This is a genomic window from Sphingomonas sp. PAMC26645 (assembly GCF_004795835.1).
In the GTDB taxonomy this organism is placed as follows: Bacteria; Pseudomonadota; Alphaproteobacteria; order Sphingomonadales; family Sphingomonadaceae; genus Sphingomonas.
The window spans coordinates 3,643,893-3,669,010 of record NZ_CP039249.1 but is presented as its reverse complement, the minus strand read 5'-3'; the positions used below and the strand labels follow the sequence as shown (position 1 = coordinate 3,669,010).

Sequence of the window (25,118 nt, the reverse complement as noted above, 5' to 3'; positions counted from 1 at the left end):
CCTTGTCGTCACGCGGGCCAGCCATGGTCGCGTGACCAGGCCAGGAACAGGTCCATCCACGGTATCGGCGTGCCGTCGCGGTGCGGGGCAGGCGGGCCGTGGCCGCCCTTTTCGAACACCATCAATTCCGTGGGAATCTTGGCGGCATGCAGCGCCTCGTACAGCAGTATGCTGTTGCGCGCCGGCACTGCTGGATCATCGGCGTTCGCCATCACGAAGCTCGGCGGCATGTCGGCCGGAAAATCGATCTGCGTCGAATAGCGGTGCTGCCAAGCTGGATCGGCCGCGTGCGGACCGAGCAATTCGCGACGCGATTGGGCATGCACGCCGTCGTCGAGCATCGTCACGACGGGAAAGAACAGCCCGGCGATCACTGGCTTTGCGGACAGGCGATCGGCCGCATCGATCGGCGTGTAGCTCGGCATGGCCGACCGGGACGCCAGCCGCGCCGCGAGATGCCCGCCAGCGGAAAAGCCGGTGACGGCAACGCGCGCTGGGTCGACCGTCCAGCGCGTGCCCGCACCCGCGCGGATCACGCGCATCGCCCGCTGCGCATCCTGCAACGGCGCATCGGGACCCGCCGCCCAGCCATCGTGCGGCAGGCGATAGAGCAGCTCGAACGCGGTGATGCCGCGGGCCGCGAAATCGCGTGCGATGCCGCCGCCGGTCCGGCCAACCGCTACGCGCGCGTAACCGCCGCCCGGACAGATCAGCACCGCCGCGCCGTTAGGCTTCGCCGGTCGCACCACCGTCAGCATCGGCGTTGCGACATGCGGCCAGGCGATGTCGTCCGCCGCGCCAGTCGGCGAACGCTTGACCCACTGGTCGGCAACCGCCGGTGTCGGGCCGCCGGGTGCGGCACTTGGCCAGAGCGCGAACCGCTCCACCGCCAGCGTCGTGTCCTGTGCGAAAGCGCGGAGCGGCAACAGGCTCGTCAGTCCACTGGCGAGACCACCGGCCAGGATCGTACGTCGCGTGGTCATCTCAGTTTCCGTCCGGTCGGGTGGAATCATGCGCCACGCTCGGCGCAAGCCGGAACGTGGCAGGGTCGGGCGGATGGCCCGCATCGAATGCTGTCAGGTCCGGCTTCAGATGTTCGGCGAGCGGTAGTTTCGCTGTGGCAATGCCCGCCGCGACTGTGCGCGCGAGCACCCACGCGCCGTAATTGTCGTGGTGCGTCGCGTCCTTGCCGCCATCGTTGAACGCGAGCGGCGCACGGGCCGGTCCGAGCGCTTCGTAGAAACGGATGCTCGCGGCATTCAGGTCGATCACCGGCACGCGCAATTCCGCGCCGACCGCCTTCACCGCTGCGGCATAGTCCGCGAGAGTCGGGCGGATCTTGTCGCCCGTCCACATCCGCCGCTCGGGCGAGGTCACGAACACAGGCTCGACGCCCCGTCGACGGAACTCCGCGATCCACGCGCGAAGGTAATCTCGATAGGTCGTCTCGGCCGCGGCGTAGGTGTGCGGCCACTGCGCTTTCTGGTCGTTGTGCCCGAACTGGATCAGCGCCCAATCGCCCGGCTTCGCGGACTCCAACACCTTGGCGAAGCGCAATTCGGTCATGAACGACTTCATCGTCTCACCCGATTCCGCGTGATTGGCGACGGCGATGTCCGGACGGAAGAACGCGGGGAGCATCTGCCCCCAACTGGCGGCAGGCTCGGCCGGCTGGTCGGTGACGGTGGAATCGCCGAGCAGGAATATCGTCGGCACCGTGATCGGCTCGATCGTGATCGCAGTCACGCCGGGCTTCGTCCCAAGCATCTCCAGCGTCAGCCGGTCGTCCCAGCTGAACGAACCGCGCTCGCGTGGCTTGATCAGCACCGCGGTCCCGCCCGGCGCGTTCAGCGGCGGCGGGGTGAGTGCGGCGTTGCGGACGTTGACGACGAAGCTCTGCGTGAGCGATCGCCCCGCCGGCACGACGACCGCGTCGAGCATCAATCGTCGCGACTCCGCCTTGATACTGGTGTCGGTACGCATCTTGGGAAGGCCGAGAGTTACCGTGACCCGATAATTACCCGGCGGGACCGCAACCGAGAACAGCGCGGGGTTGCCGCCCTCGAAACCGAAGCCGTCCGCATAAGCGCGCCCGGCTGCCACCGAGATGGCGTCCTTTGGGGCCGCGCCACCACTGAACACGAACCTCCGTACCTGCGCTTCGGCCGCCGTACTCATCAAAGCAAATCCCAGAGCCAGCGCGCCGATCAGCCGCACGACGGGCCACCCGCGGGCGTCGCACGCGTCAGGGCAGGAGTCCCAGGCGTCACGTACCGCGCGATCGGCAGCTTCAGACGATGGAGCCCGGTCGCCACAAGATCGGCAACCCGCCGCGCGCCCATCTCGCTGAAATGCGTATCGTCGGCCACGCCGGTGGGATAGCCGGTCGCTCCTGCCGCCCCAGTGTAATGCAAATAATAGCCCTTCGCCGCGTCGGCCCCGGCCGCTTGCACCCACGCCTGTGACGTCTTGCCGAGATCGATCAGCGGCGTCCGCGTCTCGCGTGCAACCTGTCGCGCCGCGTCGGCATAGGTCGGAAAGCTCGGTTGCTCGACTCCGTCCTTGAAATCGCGTCGCGCGACCGGAGTCAGGATCACCGCCTTCGCACCCGCATGGCTGGCGACGGCGAGAAAGCGGCGGAGGTTCGCGCGATACTGCTCGATAGTCGTGAAGCGTTCGGGCTTGTCGACACTCGCATCGTTGTGACCGAACTGGATCAGCAATGTGTCGCCTTTCCGCAGGTCCGCGGCGATCTTGTCGAGCCGGCCCTCGCGGATGAAGCTGTTGGTGCTGCGCCCGCCGATCGCACGGTTCTCGACGCTGACGTTTGGCGCCACGGCGCATCGCAGCATCGTGCCCCAACCAGACTGCGGATAACGGTCAGCTTTGTAATCCTGTGCGGTCGAGTCGCTGGCGATGTAGATCCGCATCGGGGCAGGGGCGGCTCCGCCCAATGCAGGCGTAACCAGAGCGATGGCTATCAATACGCCGTTCTTCACCCACACTCTCCCGCGTCTTCTTTCCCGCATGATGCGACGACGTTCCGGAAAGAGCAACCGGCATCTCGATGAAATAACCATCATGTGGAATGCCTAACTAATATTCGGAACGAACTTGGCGGCGACGATTTCGCGGCCTATGCAATGGCGGAGCGCGATGACAGCGCACGGGGAGGGCAGCATGCGCTTGAATGCACGGCTTCACATCGCGGCGGGTATCCTCGCCAGCGTGCCGTCGACGTCGATCGCCCGCCAGCCGCTCGCCGATTGGGTCGTCGAGGCCGAGGATCCCGCGGCGCGAGTCACCGAACGCGGCGGGATCATCGATATCGATACCGCGAAGGGCCTGACGCTATGGTGGCGCAAGCCGGTCGCGGGGCCGGTCGTCATTCGGTTTCAGGCGATGGCGGTATCGCAGGGCGGCGTGAACGACAATGTCAGCGACCTCAACGCGTTCTGGATGGCCCGTGAAGACGACGGGAGTTCCGTTCTCGTCCACCACCGCAGCGGCGCCTTCGCGGACTATGACAGCCTGCGCACCTATTATGTCGGTGTCGGCGGCAACCGGAACACGACGACCCGCTTCCGCCGCTATGTCGGCCGCGTCGGGGATCGCCCGCTGCTGCCCCAGCACGACAGGCGCGACACCGCCGACATGCTTCAGGCCAATCGCTGGACGACGATCCGGCTGATTGCGGACGGGCGGACGGTGGCGGTGGAGCGCGACGGGCGGCGGATGTTCACGCTCGACGATCCCGAACCCTATGCGTCCGGCCAGTTCGGGCTGCGGACCTCGTGGAGCCACCTGCGCATCCGACGCCTGTCGATCACGCGCCGCTGATGGAGACGATCATGACCCCAATGAACCCTACGCGGCGCGATACGCTGAAGGTCGCACTGCTCGGCGGTGCGACCGCGCTGCTGCCGGTCCGGCTCGATGCCGCGCCTGCGCCTGCGTTCCAGTCTGCCCCGATCCGCTGGATCGACGGGGCAGCGCCGACGATGCACATGGGGCAGACGTTTGGCGTCGCGTGGCCGCGCGGCGTGCTGAAGCGCAACACCGCGCTCGCAGTTCGCACCGTCGACGGCGCCGACATACCCGCGCAGACTTGGACCACCGCGACCTGGCCCGACGGTTCGATCAAGTGGACCGCCCACGCGATACCTGCCGATGTCGCGCCCGCTGGCCTGATCGTCACGCGCGGTCGGGCGACGGCACCAGCGCGCGCGGTGAAGGTCACCGAGACGACCGATGCGGTCGTCATCGACGTCGGCGACCTGCGCTGGGAGATCGGCCGCACCGGCCCCGCATTGGTCCGCTCGGCCAGCCAGTCCGGACGGCCCGTGCTCGGCCCCGTCACGCTGGTCGGTTCGGTAAAGTCCGACCCGCTCCACGGCGAACCCGTGTCGTTCGCCGGCGAGATCGAAAAGGTCACCATCGAGCAACGCGGACCCGTCCGCGCGGTCGTCAAGATCGAGGGGCGGCACGCGATGGCCGATCGTCGCTGGCTCCCCTTTACGGTGCGGCTCTATGCCTATGCCGGATCGGCGGCGTTGCGGATCGTCCACAGCTTCGTGTTCGACGGCAATGCGGGCCATGACTTTCTGGCGAGCCTGGGCGTACAGGCGTCGGTCCCGGTGCGCGGCGCGCTTCACGATCGCCATGTCCGCATCGCCACCGATGGGCAGATGTTCGCCGAGGGTATCCGCCCGCTCACCGGTCTGCGTCGCGACCCCGGCCGAACGTTCCGCGAGGCGCAGGTCGCCGGACACGCAACCCCGCCGCTGGCAACGATGGCGCCAGCCGTGCGCGATACGCTCGAGCGGATTCCACCCTGGGGTGACTTCCGGCTTGAACAGCCCAACGCCAATGGCTGGCAACTGACTAAGCGGACCGCGCCCGGCCAGGGCTGGATCGACGCGGACGAAGGTCGCCGCGCGCCTGGGCTCGCCTATGTTGGCGGTCCGGATGGCGGCGTCGCGCTCGGCCAGCGCTATTTTTGGCAGCGGCACCCGACTGCGCTCCACATCGACGGCGCGGATGGCGACGCGGCACGGTTGACCGCGTGGCTCTGGTCGCCCGAGGCGCCCGCGATGGACCTGCGGCCCTATCACGGTGCGATGGGGATGGGGGGATTTGCCGCGCAGAACGAGGGCCTGTCCGTCACCTATGAGGATTACGAGCCCGGCTGGGACGATGCGTCGGGCATAGCGCGGACCAGTGAACTGACGCTGTGGGCGCTGCCCGCGACACCCGACACCGCGACGCTCGCGCAGATGGCGAAGGCTCAAGCGACACCGCCGCAGTTGATGGCGACCCCCGAACACCTCCACGCCGCGCACGTGTTCAGCGACTGGGGCCTGCCCGATCGCTCGACGCCGAACCGCACCGCGATCGAGAACCAGCTCGACAATTTGATCGACTTCTACGCGGGCGAGGTCGACCGCCGGTCCTGGTACGGGTTCTGGAACCACGGCGATATCATGCACACCTATGACAGCGACCGGCATCGCTGGCGGTACGATATCGGTGGATTCGCGTGGGACAACAGCGAACTCTCGCCCGATTTGTGGCTCTGGTATTCGGTCCTGCGCACCGGCAACGCGCAGGCGTTCCGCTTCGCCGAGGCGATGACTCGCCACACCGGCGAGGTCGACGTGTATCACGGCGGTCGCTTCGCCGGCATGGGCACGCGCCACGGCGTCCAGCATTGGAGCGACAGCTCGAAACAGCCACGCGTCAGCAACGCGAGCTATCGCCGCATCTTCTATTACCTGACCGCCGATGAGCGCGTCGGCGACCTGATGCGCGACCTGCTTACCTCCGACCAGACGCTCCAGCAGGTCGAGATCGGGCGGAAGGTGCCGGGCGCCAAAAAGCCTAATCTGCCGGCGGGCACGATCGAGATGACGTTCGGCACGACCTGGTGCCCGCTTGCCGCGACGTGGCTGACCGAATGGGAGCGGACCGGCGACTCCCGCTGGCGCGACCGGATCATCGCGGGGCTTGATAGCATAGGGCGCCTGCCGCACGGCTGGATGACCGGTAGCGCGCCGTTCGATCTCGCCTCGGGCCGGTTCGTCGACCAGAACCGCGGTATCCGGCTCTCGCATCTGAACGCGGTGTTCGGCGCTGTCGAGGTGAGTTCGGAACTCATCCGCCTGCTCGATGTGCCGCGCTATCGTACCGCCTGGTTCGACTATTGCCGCTGGTACAACGCGCCCCAGGCCGAATATCTGGCAAAGTTCGGTCCACCGTTCGGCCCGCGCAACCTCCGTGAGGCTCATTCGCGGCTCACCGCGTACGTCGCCCACGAAACGCAGGATGCGACACTCGCTGCCCGAGCGGCGGGCGAGTTCCTGTCCGGCGATGCGGGGCTTGGCACATGGCCGAGCGATCCGCGGCATACCGAAGGGCACGTCACCGAATGGCCCGGCGTTTCGACCAACGCGTCCGCGCAATGGGGTCTTGCCGCGATCCAGTGTCTGGCGTTGATCCCCGAGGCGCTCGACCGCGCGACCATCCAATCGCCGGCGGCGTTGGGTGAACGCCGCGTTGGCGACGTTGGCCGCGACTGATTGATAAATCCCGTATTGTGGTCACTTGCGCCAAAATATGCGGAGCGGTATCGGTTCTATCAACTAAGGTGTCGCTTCCGGCATCCATCTCTCGGCCATCGGAGTCCCGCATGTACGACCGCACCTACTACGCCACGCATCCCGACATGATGGAGTGCGTTTCCAACGACGAACTGCGCGACCGGTACCTGATCCAGGACCTGTTCCGCGATGGTGAGTGCGTGCTCAACTACACCCATGCCGAGCGTTTCGTTATCGGCGGCGTCGCCGTCGCAAGCGGCTCGGTGAAGCTGCCTGACCAGACCGAGCCGGCATCGGCGGCAGGGCACCCGTTCCTGGAGCGTCGCGAACTCGCGGTCGTCAACGTCGGCAAGGTCGGCGGGACCGTCACGGTCGACGGCGAGACGTTCACGCTCGGCGACAAGGATTGCCTGTACGTGACGATGGGCGCGAAGGACGTGCAGTTCTCCGGCGACGGCGCGCGGTTTTATCTGGCGTCGTGCCCTGCGCACAAGGCGTTCACGACGCGGGTCATCTCGGTCGGCGATGCGACGACGCTGGAACGCGGTTCGCTTGAGGACTCGAACGAGCGGACGATCTACCAGATGGTCATCCCTGGCATCTGCGACAGCGCGCAGCTCGTCATGGGCCTCACCGTCCTGAAGCCCGGCTCGGTCTGGAACACGATGCCGCCGCACATCCACGAACGTCGCAGCGAGATCTATTTCTACTTCGAGCTCGACGATCTCGAGAAGGATCGCGTGTTCCACTACATGGGCGAGGGCGAAGCCACCCGCCACATCGTGATGGCGAACGAGGAAGCGGTCATCAGCCCGCCCTGGTCGATCCACATGGGCTCGGGCACCAAGGCGTACGCGTTCATCTGGGCCATGGCCGGCGAGAACCAGGATTATACCGACATGAACGTCCTGGATATCTGCCAGCTGGCGTAATTCGGACTTTCCCCTTCCCGCTTGCGGGAGGGGGCAGGGGGTGGGCGCGCGCTCGCCTCCACCGATCCGCGCGTGGAAAGCGCGAGCCCACCCCCGACCCCTCCCGCACGCGGGAGGGGAGGAGATAGCGATGACAAATCCCTTCGACCTGACCGGCAAGGTCGCCATCGTCACCGGCGCGAACACCGGCATCGGCCAGGCCATCGCCCTCGCGCTCGCGACCGCCGGCGCGGACGTCGCTTGCGTCGGGCGCACGCCTGCCGAAGATACCGTCGCGCAGATCCGCGCGCTCGGACGGAAAGCGGAGATCGTGTCGGCCGACCTGTCGACGATCGAACCGGTCCAGCGCGTCGTCGACGAGACGGTGGCCAAGCTCGGCGGTCTCGACATCCTGATCAACAACGCCGGCATCATCCGCCGCGCCGACGCGGTCAACTTCACCGAAGCCGACTGGGATGCGGTGATCGACACCAACCTCAAGTCGGTGTTCTTCCTGTGCCAGGCGGCCGGTCGCCACATGATCGCGAACGGTGGCGGCAAGATCGTCAACATCGCCTCGATGCTGACGTTTCAAGGCGGCATTCGCGTGCCGAGCTATACTGCATCGAAGTCGGGGATCGGCGGCCTCACCAAGCTCCTCGCGAACGAATGGGCGGCCAAGGGCATCAACGTCAACGCGATCGCACCGGGATACATCGCGACGAATAACACCGCCGCTCTCCAGGCGGACGAGACCCGCAATCGCTCGATCCTCGACCGCATCCCGGCAGGCCAATGGGGCGAAGCGAGCGATCTCGGCGGTGCGGCGGTGTTCCTGTCGTCGGCGGCAGCCAACTACGTTCAGGGCCACATCCTTGCCGTCGATGGCGGCTGGCTCGCACGGTGATCCTCACGTCATCGTCGAGAATTGCGAGACGTTAGGGTTCCGTCTCCTCCCGAGCCTTTGCCGAAAACTATAAAATTTAACGCAAAATTGCTCATACGAACTGCGCCGTGAGCTAAGGCATCCGCGTAACGTTGGTTGGGTCGATGAGCATCGCCAGGAACCTGTCGAAATCGGCTTCTCTGGCTGGCCCCGTCGCGATCACGCGATCCGTCTGTCTACCGCCGAAACGGGTGTCTTTGGGCGTTGCTGAAGCGGCGTGACGAATGCGATCGTCTTTGCGAAGATCTGATAACCGGCGCTTTCGCAGACCGCCTCGCATACGTGTGTAGCGCAACGGCCACAGACGACGAGCGAGGGCGGGTTCCGTGTAATTGCCTATGAACAACATAGGCCAGTCACAGCTAAGCCGTGGTGTTCCGGAACATTGTCCGACCCACCACGGCTTATATTCATGTCACCGAAGCTCAGGTCGCCTGGTTGGACGACACGGGCTTGGCCGTGACGTCGAAACGGTCGGCGTTCATGACCTTGACCCATGCCTTGACGAAGTCGCGCACGAACTTCTGCTCGTGACCGTTCTCGGCATAGACTTCAGCCGTCGCGCGCAGCTGCGAGTTCGAGCCGAAGATCAGGTCGGTGCGGGTCGCCTGCCACTTCTTCTCGCGACCACCACGATCATAGCCGATGAACTTCTCGTCGCTCGACGTATCGACCAGATCCCAGAAGGTGTCGTTGTCGAGCAGATTGACGAAGAAGTCGTTGGTCAGCTGACCCTTACGCTCGGTGAGGACGCCCTCGGGCGCATCGCCGAAGTTCGCACCCAGTACGCGCAGGCCACCGACCAGCACGGTCATCTCCGGCGCGGACAGGCCGAGTAGCGAAGCCTTGTCGAGCAGCAGCTCCTCGGTCTTCACCGGGTGACGTGTCTTCAGGTAGTTGCGGAAGCCATCGGCCTGCGGCTCCATCCACACGAAGCTCTCGACATCGGTCCACTCCTGCGTCGCATCGCCGCGACCGCCGAGGAACGGCACCGAAACGTCGTGGCCGGCATCGCGCGCTGCCTTCTCGACCGCAGCCGATCCGGCCAGCACGATCGCATCGGCCAGCGACATGTCGCCGCGCAGCTCGTTGAGCTTGGCCAGGACCTTGGTCAGCTGCTCGGGCTCGTTGACCGGCCAGTCCTTCTGCGGGGCGAGCGCGATGCGCGCACCGTTCGCACCACCGCGGTGGTCCGACCGGCGATAGCTCGATGCCGACGCCCAGGCGGTCTTGACCAGCTCGCCGATCGTCAGCCCGCTCGACAGCACGGCGTCCTTGAACGCAGCGGCGTCAGCGTCGGACGGTGCGGTGCCCTCTGGAACCGGATCCTGCCAGATCAGCGTCTCTTCCGGAACCTCAGGCCCGAGGTAGCGAACGCGCGGACCCATGTCGCGGTGCGTCAGCTTGAACCAAGCGCGTGCGAACGCGTCGTCGAGTGCCGACTGATCGTCGCGGAAACGCAGCGCGATCTCGCGGAACTCGGGGTCCATCTTGAGCGCCATGTCGGCGGTGGTCATCATCGTCGGCACGCGCTTGTTGGGATCGCGGGCGTCGGGTGCCATGTCCTCGGGTGACGGGTTGACCGGCTGCCACTGCTTGGCGCCGGCCGGGCTCTCGGTCAGCTCATAGTCGTACTTGAACAGCAGGCGCAGGTAATCGCCGGTCCACTTGGTCGGGTTGTTCGACCATGCGCCCTCGATACCCGAAGTCGTGATATGGCCCTGGCCGATCTCCTCGCTGTCGGTCAGCCAGCCGAGACCCTGCATGTGCACGGATTCTGAAGACGGTGCCTTGAAATGCGGGGCGGGCTTGGCGCCATGCGACTTGCCGAATGCATGGCCGCCAGCGGTCAGCGCAACGGTTTCCTCGGAGTTCATCGCCATCCGCAGGAACGTCGCCTTCATGTCGCGCGCGGACAGGAGCGGGTTCGGATCACCGCCCGGACCTTCCGGGTTGACGTAGATGAGACCCATCTGGATCGCAGCCAGCGGTCCTTCCAGCTCGGGCATGTCCTCGCTGATGCGCGTCTGCGCACCCTCGTTGACCCACAGCTCCTCGGCGCCCCAGAACGTGTCGCCCTCGGAAGCGAAGACGTCCTTGCGGCCACCGGCGAAACCGAAGATCGGTCCGCCCATGCTCTCGATCGCGACGTTGCCGGCGAGGATGAACAGGTCTGCCCAGCTGATGTTCTTGCCGTACTTCTGCTTCAGCGGCCACAACAGGCGGCGTGCCTTGTCGAGGTTGCCGTTGTCCGGCCACGAGTTGAGCGGCTCGAAGCGCTGCTGGCCCGACGACGACCCGCCGCGGCCATCGGTCACGCGGTAGGTGCCGGCGGCGTGCCACGCCATGCGGATCATGAACGGGCCATAGTGACCGTAATCGGCCGGCCACCAGGACTTGCTGTCGGTCATCAGCGCGGTCAGGTCCGCCTTGAGCGCGGCATAGTCGAGCTGCTGGAACGACTCGGCATAGTCGAACTCTTCGCCCATCGGGTCGGGGGAGACGCCGTGCTGGTGCAGCATGTCGATCGGCAGAGCATCCGGCCACCAATCCTTGTTCGTGCGACCCAGCAGCGAGCGGGCCTTGACCTCGCCGCCGCCATTGGGGCCCATCGGGCAACCGCTGCTCTTGGGCTGTTCGTAATCGGCCATGTCGGCGTCCTCTCTCAATCAGTGTTACCTGCGTGATCGGAAGATGCAGGAAATGACCGACATTTGTCCAATCGATTATTCGGAAACGATTGATGACAGCAGTCGATCACCAAAGCTGGTCGAGTGTCGCGTAACGGAGCGTAGGGCAGCCGAGTGAACGCCGCGGGCTACAAGATGCTAACCCCCTAGAAAGTAGGAAGATTGCGTTGTCCCGGTTGGTCGCTGCGCTTAGACGCGTTGGCTGACTTATCTGACCCTGGGGGAAATATGGCAACCAAGGCCGCGAGGGGCATCGTCGAGCGCATGTTCGCGCGCAAATCCATCGCGCAGGTGCAACGCGAAACTGCGGCGAGCGAGCTGAAGCGTACGCTGGGCAAATGGAACCTGCTGATGCTGGGCATCGGCTGCATCATTGGCGCGGGCATCTTCGTGCGCACAGGCTCGGCGGCCGCGCTGCACGCGGGGCCGGCAGTGCTGCTGTCGTTCGTCGTGGCGGGTATCGTCTGCGCGTTTGCCGGGTTGTGCTATGCCGAGCTATCCTCGACGTTGCCGGTTTCCGGTTCCGCTTACACGTATGGCTATACCACGCTGGGCGAGTTCGTGGCGTGGATTATGGGCGCGCTGCTCATGCTTGAATACGGGCTGGCGGCGTCGGTGGTGGCGGTCGGCTGGTCGGGCTATATGGTAAGCCTGCTGGGCGATTTCGGCATGCACATTCCGCCGCAGTTCACCGGACCGGCCGGGTACCCGCTTATGCGGGGCGGCGTGCCGGTGCTGGTCGACGGACACCCTGTGACGACGATCTTCAACCTGCCGGCGTTCCTGATCTGCTTAGCCCTCGCCGCGCTGCTGGTGCGGGGCGTAGCGGAATCGGCCAAGGTCAACACGATCATCGTCGCGATCAAGGTCGGCGTGCTGGTCGCCTTCATCGCGGTCGGCGGCGCGATCGTCCTGTCGCACTTCAACGAGCTGGTCGCGCGCAACTGGACGCCGTTCATCCCCGCCAGCCAGGGCGACGGCAAGTTCGGCGTCGACGGCATCATGCGCGCCGCCTCGATCGTATTCTTCGCCTATGTCGGCTTCGAGGCGATATCGACGGCGGGGCAGGAGGCGAAGGATCCGAAGAAGGACATGCCGTTCGGGATCATCGGGGCGCTGGTCGTCTGCACGCTGATCTACATGCTCGTCGCCGCGATCATGACCCTGCTGGTGCCCTATACCGCGCTCAACGTGCCCGATCCGGTCGCCGTGGTGGTCGACAGTTTCGGTCCGACCTGGAGCTGGCTCGCCAAGCTCATCAAGATCGGCGCGATCATCGGCCTGACGTCGGTGGTCCTGGTGCTGATGTACGGCCAGACCCGGATCTTCTACACGATGGCGCGCGACGGCCTGTTGCCGCGGGTGTTCGCGACCGTGCACCCGACGTTCAAGACGCCCTATGTAAACACGGTGCTGGTCGGCATCATCACCGCGGTGGCGGCGGGGTTCTTCGACATCAACGTGCTTGGCGACATGACCTCGGTCGGGACGCTGTCGGCGTTCTCGATCGTTTGCCTGTCGGTCATCTACCTGCGCCGCGCCGCGCCCGATTTGCCGCGCGGCTTCACCGTACCGCTCTATCCGGTGGTGCCCCTGCTGGGCATCGCGTCGTGCGTCTACCTGATCACGACGGTGCCGATGAAGGTGCTGATGTTCTTCCTTTGGTATCTGGCGGGCGGGGTGGTGCTGTATTTCGCCTATGGCATCCGCCACTCGAACCTGCAGCGTGGCGAGCCGCAGGACGATGCGCCCGACATGGGCGAGTATGTCGCACCGGTCGGGGAGCAGCCCTGAGCCTCGTTAGGGGGCTGTCTTCAGTGGGTTTGGCGTCCGACCTGGACGAAAGCGCGGGGCAGGGGCGGACAGGTGCTGACGATCTAACCAGGCTGTTGATACATCAGCCTGTCGGACGTGGGAGTGAGAACACTCGACCGTGACGGCTGCCAAATGTGTAGGGCGCGTGACCACCTTGAACTGGTCGCGGACGCGCCCACTCCTCCTTCGTCTTGAACCGTCGCAACCACCACGTCGTGTAGGTGTTGTTTGTGAAGAGACGCGAAGATCGGAGTGCCGTGGGGTGATCGATCATGACGAAGCTGCCGATCTGGCGGCGTTCATGCTGGCCTTCAGGCGCAGCCGTACCGAGGAACTCCCCTCATCGCTGTTCGGCGAACCCAGCTGGGACTTTCTTCTCGAGCTGTTCATTGCCGACGCGCGCAGTGTCCGCATGACCGGGCGAGACATCAGCGAGTTGCACCGCATTCCAGCCGCAGTAGCATCCCGTTGGCTCCTGCATTTGACCGCCGAGGGCCTGATCGTCGGCGATGGCACCGGTGATCTTGACGATCCGCTGACGTTGTCGGGCGCCGCGATAGGGAAAATGGAACGTCTTCTGTACAAAGCCAGCATGCTGAAACACCGCGTATCCGAATAGCGGCATACGCGGCAAAGTCGCAAAGCCGCATCTCCAACCCGCCCGTGGTCGGGCGCGTTATGGAGCGATCGGAGCACCTCAATTGCGTAGGGAATCAGGTGCGATTTGCACTGTGTTCGGCAGTTGGTAAATGGCTGGAATAGATCGGCGCGCTAAGGACGTTATGACAGATCGGACCGAGAACGCGGTTAGCGTCGAACAGCGCTTGCGCGAGAGCGAAGCCCGCCTCCGCCTCCTGACCGAAGCGAGTTCGGACGTCCTCTACCGGATGAGTCCGGACTGGGGAGAGATGAAGGAGCTCGACGGCGGCGGCTTCCTGCCGAGCACGTCTTCGTCGAAGCCGAACCGTTCGTGGTTGCTGTCCTATATTCCCGAGACCGATCAAGCCGCGGTGACCGCAGCCATCGATGACGCCATCCGGCTCAAGACGACGTTCGATCTCGAACATCGCGTCGTCCGTTCGGACGGCACTGTCGGCTGGACGCAGTCCCGTGCCGTTCCGCTGCTGAGCGCGGCAGGCGAGATCATCGAATGGTTCGGAGCGGCAAGCGACATCAGTGCCCGGCGCGATGCAGAGGCCGCTCTTCACGAGAGCGAGGCGAAGTTGCGTAAGCTGAACGCGACGCTCGAGCGGCAGGTCAATGAGCGTACGGCCGAGCGCGACCGCATGTGGGACACCTCGCCCGATCTTCTCGTGGCGGTCGACTTCAACGGTATGTTCCGCCGGGTCAATCCGGCCTGGACCACGGTTCTTGGCTATGAGCCCGACGAGCTGATTGGACACCATGTTAACGAGTTCGTCGTCCCGACCGATCACGACAAGACGGTCGACGCCTATGAGACGGCCGCGGCGGGGAACCAGCTGAGAATCGAAAACCGGTATAGGCACAAGGATGGCTCGAACCGCACGATCTCATGGGTCGCCGCACCGGCTGGTGACATCACCTACGCTACCGGCCGCGACGTCACGGGCGAGCGCGAGATGGAGGCGAGGCTGCACGACGAGCAGGATTTCGCGCGCCTTGCCCTGTCGGCCGTGGGGGGCGTCGGCGTGTGGACCTATGACGTCGCCAGCGACCTCTTCTTTTGCGACGCGGCGGTCTCGGCGTTGTACGCACTCGACCCCGAGCGCGGTGCCGCCGGCCTGCCTCGTGAGGAGTTCCTCGCCAACGTTCATCCGCAGGACCGTATTTCGCTGCAGAAGACAATGTCTGGCGGTCTGCAACGCTCGGGAGATTTGGAGCTAGAATACCGATTGGTTCATCCGGACGGATCGATCCGATGGGTGCTCTCCCGTGGGCACACCTATTTCGACGACAACGGCAAACCTGTCCGGCGAACCGGCGTCGGCGTCGATATGACCGGGCAGCGGCAAATCGAAGATCAGTTACGCCAGGCGCAGAAGATGGAAGCGGTCGGCCAGCTTACCGGTGGTCTGGCGCATGACTTCAACAACCTCCTTACCGGCATGATGGGCAACCTGGAGTTGCTCCAGTTGCGCCTGGAACGTGGCAAGCTCGACGACGCCGAGCGCTTCATCAACGCTGCCCAAGGTGCCGGACGGCGGGCCGCTTCCCTGACGCAGCGGCTGCTCGCGTTTTCGCGTCGGCAGACGCTCGATCCCAAGCCAACCGACGTCGATCGCCTGATCGCGGGAATGGAGGATCTGCTGCGCCGGACGGTCGGGTCGACCGCCAATATCGAGGTGGTGGGCGCGGCCGGGCTGTGGCCCGCGATGATCGACGCGACGCAACTCGAAAGCGCCATTCTCAATCTCTGCATAAACGCACGGGACGCCATGCCCGAAGGCGGGCGGATCACGATCGAGACGGCGAACACATCGCTGGACGATCGCGCGGCTCTGGAGCGCGACCTGCCGCCCGGCCAATATCTGTCGGTCTGCGTCACCGACACCGGCACGGGCATGTCGCCGGCAACGATCGAGCGCGCCTTCGAGCCCTTCTATACGACCAAGCCGATTGGTCAGGGCACCGGGCTCGGTCTTTCGATGATTTACGGTTTCGCTCGCCAGTCGGGTGGACAGGTGAGGATTTCCTCCGAGCTGGGGCAGGGAACCTCGATCTTCATCTATCTTCCTCGCCATGCGGGCGAGGCCTTGCCGAGTGATCAGGAAGAGGCGATTGCAACCGCTGCCTTGGCTAGCGGCGAGACGATCCTCGTCGTCGATGACGAGGCGACGATCCGGCATCTCATCGACGAGGTGCTCGACGAGCAGGGATATACCGTGATCGGCGCAGCGGATGGCGCAGCAGGCATCAAGGTGCTGCAATCGGGTGCCAAGATCGAGCTGCTGATCACCGACGTCGGCTTACCCAACGGCATGAACGGGCGGCAGGTCGCTGACGCAGCGCGTTCTCTCCGACCCGACCTGAAGGTGCTCTTCATCACCGGCTATGCGGAGAATGCGGCGGTCGGCAACGGGCATCTCGAACCCGGGATGGCGTTGCTCACCAAGCCTTTCACGATGAAAGGGCTGGCAGCCAAGGTTGCGGAGATGATCGGGAGTTCCCCGTCATCAGCCTAGTTGAGCGGGCGAAGTCCGTCAGGCGCGCGCGCCTTGCTCCCGTAGACAAGGTCGAACAGGGGGCATGATCAGGTCCATCAAAGCCTGCGCGTTTTCTAGCGTCCCCACCGCCATAGCGAAGAAGTGGGGAAAGCGACTGCGGCGGAGATATCCCGGCATCCGGACGTCTACGTGCCAGTCTATGTAACAGCGTGATGCATCCACGATTGGGACCGATCAGAGTGCAGCTTGATGCTGACCTTACCTCTTTAGATAGGCAGCGAGTTCTTCTGGAACTGCCTGCGGGAAGGAGTTTCTCAGAAACTCCAGGAAGGCTGATACGCGAGCGTTAAGCAGCCGACGCGTTGGGTAGAGCGCCCATAACGCAATCTCAGATTTCGCAACGTTGCCCCAAGGCACCAGCCGCCCGCAGTCGATGTCGTCGCTGACGAGCGATAACGGCAGCTTGGCCACGCCGACCCCGGTACGCACTGCATCGCGGATCATGATCAGCGATGACAGGCGCAGCACAGGATTGACCGCGATCTCGATAGGGCCGTCCGTCGTGTCGACGGTCCAGCTTCGCTCAGAGTCGTTGCCGCGCACCACGGCGGGCATGATCCCCGCTGCCAACCGCACCATGCCGGGACCAGCCACCACCAGTCGGTCATGCAGGAAAGGACGACCGACCAGCGTATCGTCTGGCGCGGGATTGACCCGAATGACGAGATCGTAGCCCTCTTCTATCATGTCTACCATTCGGTCGTCCGTGGTCACTTCCAGGCGAACATCCGGGTAACGGCGTATGAATTCCGCGGCCAGCCGACCCATGGCCGTCTGCGAGAACAATAGCGGCGCGCTGATCCGCAACCGCCCGCGCGGCGTCTCGCCACCCGAGCCGATCGCGACGGCAGTTTCCTCCAACTCGGCGAGCAATGGGCCAGTACGGGCGAACAGCGCCCGGCCTTCTTCGGTCAGCTTCAATGTTCGTGCACCACGCTCGAACAGGCGCACGTCGAGCGCGGCTTCAAGTTTACCGTGCTCAACGAACAGACCGCGTTCCGCCCCTGGCACGGCGTCGAGGCACATTGGCCGCTCCGGTCGGTCATGCGCGCGCGCCGTGCGGTCTACCCGGTCATCCAGGATTTGCGCAGCCAGTTGAACGGCTGCCCGATGCACGAGCCGCGGTCGCTGCCTGCGCTCGACTGACCGGGTCTGCACGGAACCGTACCGAAACGTCGCGGGGCATTCGAGTGTTAACATCCTGATCCAACAGGAGCTTCCCATGCCCTATCTACCCTATCGCGACGACATCGAGACGCCTGAGCCCGGCGAGCAGGAGAGTATCGACGGCATCATCAAGGGGATGACGCAGGAGAGCGAGACGGTCGAAAAGCGCGACGGCCATGCGGTGCGCGCCAGTCATGCCAAGAGCACGGCCTGCGTCATCGGAACGATGGTCGTCGCTGACGATCTGCCGCCGGAACTGGCGCAGGGGCTGTTCGCGAACCCGGGGACGTTCGACGTCGCGGTCCGCTTTGCACAGGGGCCGGGCGAGAAGCTCGGGGACCGGGTCTCGACGCACCGCGGCATGGCGATCAAGGTCTTCGGGGTCGAAGGCGCCAAGCTGTCTGGTCATGACGCGCCGACGCAGGATTTCGTCCTGGCGAGCGGTACGACGTTCCCCGCCGGCACCGCCGCCGGGTTTCTAGCGCAAGCAAAGAAGATCGGCATGACCGTGCCGATGCCCGAAGGTGTCAAAAGTGCGGCCGCATCGATCGCGCGCAACATCAACAAGGTTCTGAACGCGGTCGGTGCCGAACCGAGCCCGACGCTGGACTTTTACGGCCATCCGTTCAGCCACCCGCTCGTCGAGACGTATTTCAGCCAGTGCCCCATCCGCTACGGCGATCATGTCGCGAAACTCGGCGTGTTTCCGGTCGCGCCTGAGCAGCGTGCGCTGGATGATTGGCGGCTCGATCCGCATCAGGATGAGGATGGCTTCCGTCACGCCGCGATCGCGTATTTCGACGGCAACGACGCGGTCTTCGAACTGCGCGCGCAACTCTGGGGCGATGCCGAGACGCAGCCGATCGAGGATACGTCGGTCGACTGGCCGACGCGGGTCAGCGAATACCGTACGATCGCGACGATCCGTTTGCCGCGGCAGGCCGCCTATGGCCCGGATCGCGTCCGCTATTACGACGAGGTCATGACGTTTCGTCCGGCGCACGCCTTGGAGGCGCATCGTCCGTTGGGCGGCGTGATGCGCGCTCGCATGCAAGTGTACCGCGCGCTCAGCGATTTCCGCCACCGCGAGACCGGCATCGCCGCCGCCAACACGCGGCCATCACCGATATTCCGGCCTGACGCCGTTCACGCTTGTTCAGATTTCGAAAGGATACCCATGAAGCTCCAAGGCAAGACAATCGCGATCCTGATCGCACCCCGCGGCACCGAGGAACCCGAGTTCGCGCAGCCCAAGGCAGCCGTCGAGCAGGCAGGCGGTGCAGTAACCGTCATCAGCCTCAAAACCGGCGACGCAGAGACGGTCAACAACGACCTCGATCCCGGCAAGACGTTCGCCGTCGACAAGGCGATCGACGACGTATCGGTATCCGACTTCGATGGCCTGGTAATTCCGGGCGGGTGCGTCGGCGCGGATACGCTGCGGTCGTCGGACAAGGTCGTGGCGTTCGTGCGCGATTTCTTCGCCGCCGGTAAGCCGGTCGCGGCGATCTGCCACGCGCCATGGACGCTGATCGAGGCCGATCAGGTGCGCGGCCGCACGCTCACCTCGTTCCCGACGCTCGCCACCGACATCCGTAACGCCGGCGGGACCTGGGTCGATCAGGAGGTGGTCGTCGATCAGGGCCTCGTCACCAGCCGCACCCCCGACGATCTGCCCGCGTTCTGCGCAAAGCTTATCGAGGAGTTTTGCGAGGACAAGCACGATGCGTAGGCGGCGAACGCATGATGGCGCGCTTTGCCGACAAGGTGGTCGTGATCACCGGTGCCGCCTCGGGCATCGGTGAGGGCGCCGCGCGCCGCTTCGCCGAGGAAGGCAGGACGCTGGTGCTGGGCGATATCGACACGCGTGCGCTCGACGCGCTCGCAAACGAGCTGGGCGGCACCGTTTAGACGCGGGAAACCGACGTCACCGACCGCGCCGCGTGCGAGGCGTTGGTCGAGGCGGCGATCGATCGCTTCGGTCGGATCGACGTGCTCGTCAACGACGCCGGCGTCGACCATCTGGGCAAGCTGGACGAGGCCGGAATGACGGCATAGTAGGCCCAAATCCCCAGTCCCCCGAACAGAAACTTCCAACCCATGGTCAGGCAAGCCATGCCCAAAACAGCAAAACTTGCCGTCTTTGCGACTTTTGCGATCGATTGCTGGTTTAATACGGCGCTCTTGAAGTCAGACCGAGGCACTGCGACGCGCTCGCGGGAACCCGGCGGAGCGAAGTAGATCAGATCGTCCTCCTCCCGGAAGTTCCGGGTAAAGGCGTTGCCGAGGGGGTCCGAGGCGTATGGCAATGGTCTGGTTCCATGTACGATCTGGCCGTTCCGCTCGAACGAGCTGTGCCCTTTTCTGTAAACTCATCCCAAAGCGAAAGCCGCAGCCGTCGCCTGCCGAGCAAGTTTTCAAAAGCCGCCCAGTTTCTCGCCTCACTGTCGAGTTTAAAGTAAACGCGAGCATTCTCAAAACTCATCCAATACCATGTTTCGGGAATGCCCAAGCGCTCGCCCATGACCAACTCGATCGCCCATTGACGTTGCTGGTGTAGCGAGGCTGATAGTCGCATGAGCATCGGTCCCATGTCCCTCATCCTCGGTCTGTTCGAGGCACAGATGCTGGTGCTGGCGGCTGCCATCATCGTGCGGAGCGGGATGGCGCGACGCTCTCTCGGCGCGTTGCTGATTGTCCTGTGCGGTATGCTGACGCCGTTCGCTATCGGTTATGCAGGCTTCTACGATCGCTGGCCGTGGCTTTCGTTCGCACCGTTCGCCGTTCCCCTGGCGATGGGGCCGCTGCTGTACGCGCACCTGAACGCCTTGATCTTCGATCGACCGATACCGCGTTGGCACGCCGCATTGCCCGCGGCCCAGTTCGCCTATCAAGCCATCGCCTTCTGCTTGCCGCTCGATCTGCGGGGAGCGTTCGACCGGGATGTTCAACGCCCTTGGCTCGATCCGATCCTGGCGGCGCTGCTGCTCGCGTCGATGATCGGATATGCTGTCGCTGGGCTCCGCGCCCTGCGCCGCCATCGAGGCTGGTTGCTGGCGCGCAGATCAGACCTCGCCGCGGCAAGGCGCGTGCAAGCGGTGCTGGTCGCCTATGCCGCGATCGTGACGGTGCGAACGGGGTACCTGATCACAGATGCACTGATCGCTCAGCTCTCCTACTTTGATATGTTCGGCTTCTACGTCGTGCTGGCTGTCGTCGGCAATTATCTGGCGATCGAGGGCTGGCGGCAGGCGGACGCCCGATTGCAGCCGATCGTGGAACCGATCGAGCGCGACTGGCGGCCGGTCGCGGCCGAGTGGATGGACCGGATCGAAGAGCATGGATGGTGGCGCGATCCGGATCTTGATCTTGCTGAGCTGGCCCGCAAGCTAGGGACCAACACCGCCTATCTGTCCCGCGGCCTCAACGAGGGGCTGGGGCTGGGGTTCGCCGAAGCGATCAACGGGCTGCGCGTCGAGCATGTCGCCGCCCAGTTGGGGGACCCGGCGGTCAGAGGGAGGGGCTCGCCGTCATAACTTCACTCTGGCCGTGGACATGAATAAGCAGCTGAAACTGGTGATCAGAACCGATGCTCTGAAAGTCCGCTTCTGGGTCGTGAGGGGGGAGGCGTGAGCGTCTGCTTGTGAGTCTTGGCGTCTCCGATCGGCGCGGCAGTAATTGGCGGCAAATGTTGGCATGGCTGGTATCGCCCGGTCAGCAACCGTTGGTCTTGACGGCTGGCGTCTCTTCCACTTCACGGCATAGCGCTAACCGATCTGTTTGCGTACGACGTGCTCAGTTCCGACGAGGAGAGGACGATGCGTAACCTATGGGCGATAGCGGTGACCGCCAAGCTGACCGGGTTCGACCGCGAGTTCCAGTGTTTGATCGACAACACCTACGAATACGAACCGATCTCCAACAAGATTGCGAAGGTCGGCAAGACGGCGGCGGGCGGCCAGTGATCGAGCCGGCTGGGTCGGCGATCGATCGCCTTGTTCCTGAGTTGCGGGCCGGCGGGTTCATGCGCGTGAAATCGTCGAACTATCAGGAGGAATTCAAGCGAGGCGATGTGACGGTCGCCTATTCCTGCGGGCGGTACGGAGAGGAGTTCATGTGCTTCGTCACCGACGCCGATCAGTTCCGGTTTCAGATGATCTCTTACTTGGAGATCGTCGATCCTCTCGCTGCAGGACTATCCCGAGCCATCGGACGTGAGAACGGTGTCGATCAGCTGGACTTCCACCATGCCAATTATGCCGCGATCTCGCGTGATTATTATCTGACGATGCAGGCGCTGCTTTCTCGTTTCCTGAAAAACTGGCCCAAGGGAAAAAGCATTGTCGACGGTGAGGCGAAAGAGCGGATGACGCAACGCGACCGGGAGGTACTCGCGTCGTTTGGCCTGTCGAGAGAACAAACCTACCTCTAGCCGCGGGGCTCACCCGGCAGTCAATGCCGTCATGCAGCAATGGAAAATCAGCTCGCTACAGCCCTTATAGCGGGCATGAATGAATGCGTGAAGTTGGGACGCATGGAAGGACGCGAATGTCCGGCTATGGGGTGCGCCGTGCAAAGGCGGCGTTTTCTAGTGGGTGCGAGTCCCACCCGGCTAAGAGCTCCAGCCGGAAGCAACCGGGGCAGGCATGGAGGTAACGAAGTGTTTGAAGCCCCCGGATGACGGTCACGTAGGTGACCGTGCGAGTGTGCAGGCCGCAACGTGAGTGAACGCTGAGCAAGCCTCGAAAAGGACGATGTGCAGGCCGACCCGACACCCATTTCGGGGAAGGCTGATACAGACGGGCGAGTTTGAGCGACGTTTGGAGCTCGTCTGCTGCACCGGGGTAATGGCGGCAGCATGTACACAAGGAAAGCGCACGCAACACGGGAAGCCCCATCACGTGCTCAGGGATGAGCAACCGGACGCCTGTGAGGGATGGGACGGGCGCGATGGGGTGGCGGAGAGGCCCGTAGTACCGTGGAAACCGAGTAATGTCGGTGGAGGGAAGGGGCCTTGGTTCAAGGCAAACGCAGCAAGTGGTGAGGGACAGGGGATTGGGAAACCTATCAACTCCGAAAAGCGTCCGGGACCTGCAGATGGCGTTACATGCGAAAGCTAAGGCGGAAGCCGGTTATCGGTTCTACGCGCTGTACGACAAGATCAGCCGCGACGACATTCTGGCTCATGCCTACGCCAAGTGCCGCTCTAACAAGGGCGCACCCGGGGTAGACGGTCAGGACTTCGCGGATATCGAAGCGTATGGCGTCGAGCGGTGGCTGGCAGAACTGGCGCTTGCGCTCAGAGAGAAGACGTACCGACCGGAGCCGATCAGACGGGTCCATATACCGAAAGCCAACGGCAAACTCAGGCCGCTGGGCATATCCACCGTGCGGGATCGGGTCTGCATGACAGCAGCGATGCTGGTGTTGGAACCGATCTTCGAAGCCGACCTTCCACCAGAGATCTACGCCTATCGTGCTGGGCGCAACGCCCAGCAGGCCGTGGTCGAGGTAGAAGACCAACTGTATCACGGACGTCCCGATGTCGTGGACGCCGACCTCGCCGACTACTTCGGCAGCATTCCCCATCCCGAACTGATGAAGTCTGTGGCACGCCGGATCGTCGATCCACGCGTGTTGCACCTGGTCAGGTTGTGGCTGAATTGTGCTGTTGAAGAGCCTATCTACCCCAGCACCTCTACGAGCAGTACGGGCTCGTGCGGCTTACCCAGCTTGGTCGGGGCGCGCCGTGGGCGAAGGCGTGATGCTTTGTCCGAGAGCCGGATGCAGGGAGATCCGCATGTCCGGTTCGATGAGCAGGGAGTGGAAACGGGTCGTCTGGTGAGCCCCACAGGCGAACCGCACGATACCGCGCCACTTCCTGACTCTACTCTGCCTGGAAGCCGGAGAGCAGGGCGTGTCCGCCCAATGTCGGACAGTCGAGTTGCAAATTGGGGCTTCCGAAAGCAGCCATTCGTTCAGGCCGATCGTTCCCATACCCCCATCCCGCACAAGCCCGATTGCGGACATAAGAGAGGCTGTCACTGCGCGGAGAGTATGTTGACCAGAATCACACTGACGATGCTGGCGCACTCACTTGTGGGGAATGGGATGATCCTGGCGACGTTTTTCGCGGCATGGGCAGCACAGTCTGCGCCTGAACAAGCTTTGCCGATAGCAGCAAGTAAGCCACTCTTTTCGTATTTTGGCTGTCTCTTCGATCCGATTGCGGAAAAAACTGGTGACGGGTTACCTGCTGGCCGAACGGAGCGAGAGCAGATCGTGACCGAGATACTTGCGCGATGTGCCGCCCGGAGATCGACTTCACGCAATGCAGCGCGACTGGCGGCGCCCTCCGGCTCTGGCAAGGCTGAGATTGAGCGTGCCTTGCTTGCTGCTGAGAGCGAGCTTCGCTTCCTGATCGTAGATCGCGAGAAGGCCATGGCGGCGTCTGACGCGTTTTGCCGTGCTCGGGGAGATGAACCCGGATGCTGATAACTAACCGGTAAGTGCGACAGCTTCGCGGAATGGCAGCTAACCTTCCCAAACCGCCCCTTCTGCTAACGCCCAAACCTAGCCGTTCGCTGCGGATGAGCCAGCGCCGACTAGCGGACGGAACCCTCGTAGCATACCGTACGTGCGGAGGGCCAATCGGTGGCGATACTGTACTGTGTAATTTCCGTCGTGGTAGGATTAGCGCTCGATTGGGCTGTGTACTCGCGAATAGTTTTTGCGCTTGGTAGACCAAACTTGTACGGGGAAGGAAGTGGCTACACGAGATTCCTGTATCCACGCATAGTTTTCACCATGGTGGCGATATTCGTAATGTTTTTAACAGCAGGTAATGAGGGCGCGAACGTTGCGGTATTCCTATGCGGAGCGGGAGTTTTCCTGTTTTCTACCAGCTACGCTGCCTATCGTTATTTGACGGGTGAGTGAGATGGCTATCTAAAAAATGAAGCAACGGCAGTTTGAACCGAGCGGCAGCGAACGCCAACCATACCCGAAAGCCGCCAGTCCGTTATCCTTCCCGTTCCAGCCATTCGGATAACGCCCAATTGCGGACATTCGCTTACCGCTCTAGGCTGAGCCTATGCGCTGGTTAATTGCTTTCGTCCTCGGGGCATTGCTCGCATTCGCCGTTCAAACTGCTATCGGAATGCCCGCAAGTGTGCTGGTTCCTGTTGCCCTTAGCTTTGGATATGGTTTCGAGAGCTTACTTGGTTCGGAACGGCTCCGCCGGTGGTGGAATGGAACAGCCTAACCGGGAACGTCTGCTATCCTCTTCAAAGCAGACCTAATTCGTCGTAAGGTTTTTGCCGCATTTCGAGCAGCAACGGCGAGGCCATGGATGGCTGATTCCGACGGAGCCAAGCCGCGTTGTGAACGGAGATGTGCCGCACTCGGGACAGCGGAAAAGCCACAGGAACGCTGCACCGTGCGCTACCCACAACGCCATTCCCGGCAGGGCTCCAATGAGACCCAAGGTCATGAACGGCCAAAACAGCCAAAGCGGCGAAGTAGCAAACACGAGCATCGTCCACCCCGTGAACAGCCATGCTTTGCGGTAGAGCGTCATCGCCTGTCCGTAGGTGATAGGAGGTTGCCAACCAATGGCTGCTTTCCTTCCATTCCAGCCATTCCGATTCCGCCCGAACGCGGACGTTCAGCTCCTGCCAGAGCTTCCCTGAGAACGGACACTCCAAACGCCTACGTTAACGTCTCGGAGCTGGCGGCGGGGTCAGCACTTCAGAGCATCGGTCTGGCCCGTAGTTTAGATGCTC

General features: G+C 63.7%; 18 protein-coding genes and 1 pseudogene. 14 read left to right on the top strand and 5 right to left on the bottom strand.

Annotation, left to right across the window (positions count from 1 at the left end; translation table 11 throughout):
- Positions 1-8: 8 nt before the first annotated feature.
- The 3 genes from E5673_RS16840 to E5673_RS16830 are packed head-to-tail and all read right to left on the bottom strand — an operon-like array spanning position 9 to position 2,999.
- Positions 9-983, bottom strand: coding sequence for an alpha/beta hydrolase (locus tag E5673_RS16840; RefSeq protein WP_136190896.1), 975 nt, complete (start codon positions 981-983; stop codon positions 9-11).
- Position 984: 1 nt separating this feature from the next.
- A complete protein-coding gene (locus E5673_RS16835) occupies positions 985-2,178 on the bottom strand; it encodes a rhamnogalacturonan acetylesterase (RefSeq protein ID WP_136190895.1) in 1,194 nt (397 codons plus the stop codon).
- A gap of 29 nt (positions 2,179-2,207) precedes the next feature.
- On the bottom strand, positions 2,208-2,999 hold the full coding sequence (locus E5673_RS16830) for a rhamnogalacturonan acetylesterase (protein WP_247599436.1): 792 nt from the start codon (positions 2,997-2,999) through the stop codon (positions 2,208-2,210).
- A gap of 181 nt (positions 3,000-3,180) precedes the next feature.
- Between E5673_RS16830 and E5673_RS16825 the strand changes: the two genes are divergently transcribed.
- The 4 genes from E5673_RS16825 (at position 3,181) to kduD (ending at position 8,417) form a co-directional block, all read left to right on the top strand.
- Entirely contained in the window at positions 3,181-3,840 is a 660-nt protein-coding gene (locus tag E5673_RS16825) for a DUF6250 domain-containing protein (RefSeq protein WP_136190893.1), read from the top strand.
- 11 nt (positions 3,841-3,851) lie between these two features.
- Positions 3,852-6,578, top strand: coding sequence for a Tat pathway signal sequence domain protein (locus E5673_RS16820; protein ID WP_136190892.1), 2,727 nt, complete (start codon positions 3,852-3,854; stop codon positions 6,576-6,578).
- A 110-nt stretch (positions 6,579-6,688) separates the two neighbouring features.
- Positions 6,689-7,531 carry a 5-dehydro-4-deoxy-D-glucuronate isomerase gene (kduI, locus tag E5673_RS16815; protein ID WP_136190891.1) on the top strand — a complete coding sequence of 281 codons (843 nt, stop codon included), beginning with the start codon at positions 6,689-6,691 and terminating at the stop codon, positions 7,529-7,531.
- A gap of 130 nt (positions 7,532-7,661) precedes the next feature.
- Positions 7,662-8,417, top strand: coding sequence for a 2-dehydro-3-deoxy-D-gluconate 5-dehydrogenase KduD (gene kduD, locus E5673_RS16810; protein WP_136190890.1), 756 nt, complete (start codon positions 7,662-7,664; stop codon positions 8,415-8,417).
- A 464-nt stretch (positions 8,418-8,881) separates the two neighbouring features.
- Here kduD and katG read toward each other — a convergent pair whose 3' ends face one another.
- Positions 8,882-11,068, bottom strand: coding sequence for a catalase/peroxidase HPI (gene katG, locus E5673_RS16805; RefSeq protein WP_247599698.1), 2,187 nt, complete (start codon positions 11,066-11,068; stop codon positions 8,882-8,884).
- A 306-nt stretch (positions 11,069-11,374) separates the two neighbouring features.
- Here katG and E5673_RS16800 point away from each other — a divergent pair, with 306 nt between their 5' ends.
- The 3 genes from E5673_RS16800 to E5673_RS16790 all read left to right on the top strand — a co-directional run bounded on the left by E5673_RS16800 (position 11,375) and on the right by E5673_RS16790 (position 16,125).
- A complete protein-coding gene (locus tag E5673_RS16800) occupies positions 11,375-12,940 on the top strand; it encodes an amino acid permease (RefSeq protein ID WP_136190888.1) in 1,566 nt (521 codons plus the stop codon).
- A 283-nt stretch (positions 12,941-13,223) separates the two neighbouring features.
- Positions 13,224-13,580 (top strand): hypothetical protein, encoded by a 357-nt coding sequence (locus E5673_RS16795; protein WP_136190887.1) that lies wholly within the window; start codon positions 13,224-13,226, stop codon positions 13,578-13,580.
- Between the two features lie 163 nt (positions 13,581-13,743).
- Positions 13,744-16,125, top strand: a complete 2,382-nt coding sequence (locus E5673_RS16790) for a PAS domain-containing sensor histidine kinase (protein ID WP_168711659.1) — start codon at positions 13,744-13,746, stop codon at positions 16,123-16,125.
- A gap of 240 nt (positions 16,126-16,365) precedes the next feature.
- On the opposite strand, the gene E5673_RS16785 is transcribed toward E5673_RS16790, so the two are convergent.
- Positions 16,366-17,193: a LysR family transcriptional regulator gene (locus E5673_RS16785; RefSeq protein WP_136190885.1), complete on the bottom strand. Its 828-nt coding sequence runs from the start codon at positions 17,191-17,193 to the stop codon at positions 16,366-16,368.
- A 1,318-nt stretch (positions 17,194-18,511) separates the two neighbouring features.
- On the opposite strand from E5673_RS16785, the gene E5673_RS16775 reads away from it, so the two are divergent.
- The 7 genes and pseudogenes from E5673_RS16775 (at position 18,512) to E5673_RS20090 (ending at position 23,829) form a co-directional block, all read left to right on the top strand.
- The gene (locus E5673_RS16775) at positions 18,512-19,066 is read left to right on the top strand and encodes a type 1 glutamine amidotransferase domain-containing protein (protein WP_136190884.1); all 555 of its coding nucleotides are present in this window, start codon (positions 18,512-18,514) and stop codon (positions 19,064-19,066) included.
- A gap of 11 nt (positions 19,067-19,077) precedes the next feature.
- Positions 19,078-19,245, top strand: a complete 168-nt coding sequence (locus E5673_RS20255; RefSeq protein WP_348769870.1) for an SDR family NAD(P)-dependent oxidoreductase — start codon at positions 19,078-19,080, stop codon at positions 19,243-19,245.
- Positions 19,246-19,263: 18 nt separating this feature from the next.
- Positions 19,264-19,392 (top strand): annotated as a pseudogene (locus E5673_RS20250) (SDR family NAD(P)-dependent oxidoreductase); the annotation flags it as partial.
- Between the two features lie 518 nt (positions 19,393-19,910).
- The gene (locus E5673_RS16765; protein ID WP_136190883.1) at positions 19,911-20,870 is read left to right on the top strand and encodes an AraC family transcriptional regulator; all 960 of its coding nucleotides are present in this window, start codon (positions 19,911-19,913) and stop codon (positions 20,868-20,870) included.
- 282 nt (positions 20,871-21,152) lie between these two features.
- On the top strand, positions 21,153-21,299 hold the full coding sequence (locus tag E5673_RS19785; RefSeq protein ID WP_168711658.1) for a hypothetical protein: 147 nt from the start codon (positions 21,153-21,155) through the stop codon (positions 21,297-21,299).
- Positions 21,296-21,766: a hypothetical protein gene (locus E5673_RS16760; RefSeq protein ID WP_136190882.1), complete on the top strand. Its 471-nt coding sequence runs from the start codon at positions 21,296-21,298 to the stop codon at positions 21,764-21,766. The genes E5673_RS19785 and E5673_RS16760 overlap by 4 nt, the downstream gene beginning before the upstream one ends.
- Positions 21,767-22,431: 665 nt before the next feature.
- Complete coding sequence (locus tag E5673_RS20090) at positions 22,432-23,829, top strand: reverse transcriptase domain-containing protein (RefSeq protein ID WP_247599435.1); 1,398 nt, start codon at positions 22,432-22,434, stop codon at positions 23,827-23,829.
- Positions 23,830-25,118: the final 1,289 nt, after the last annotated feature.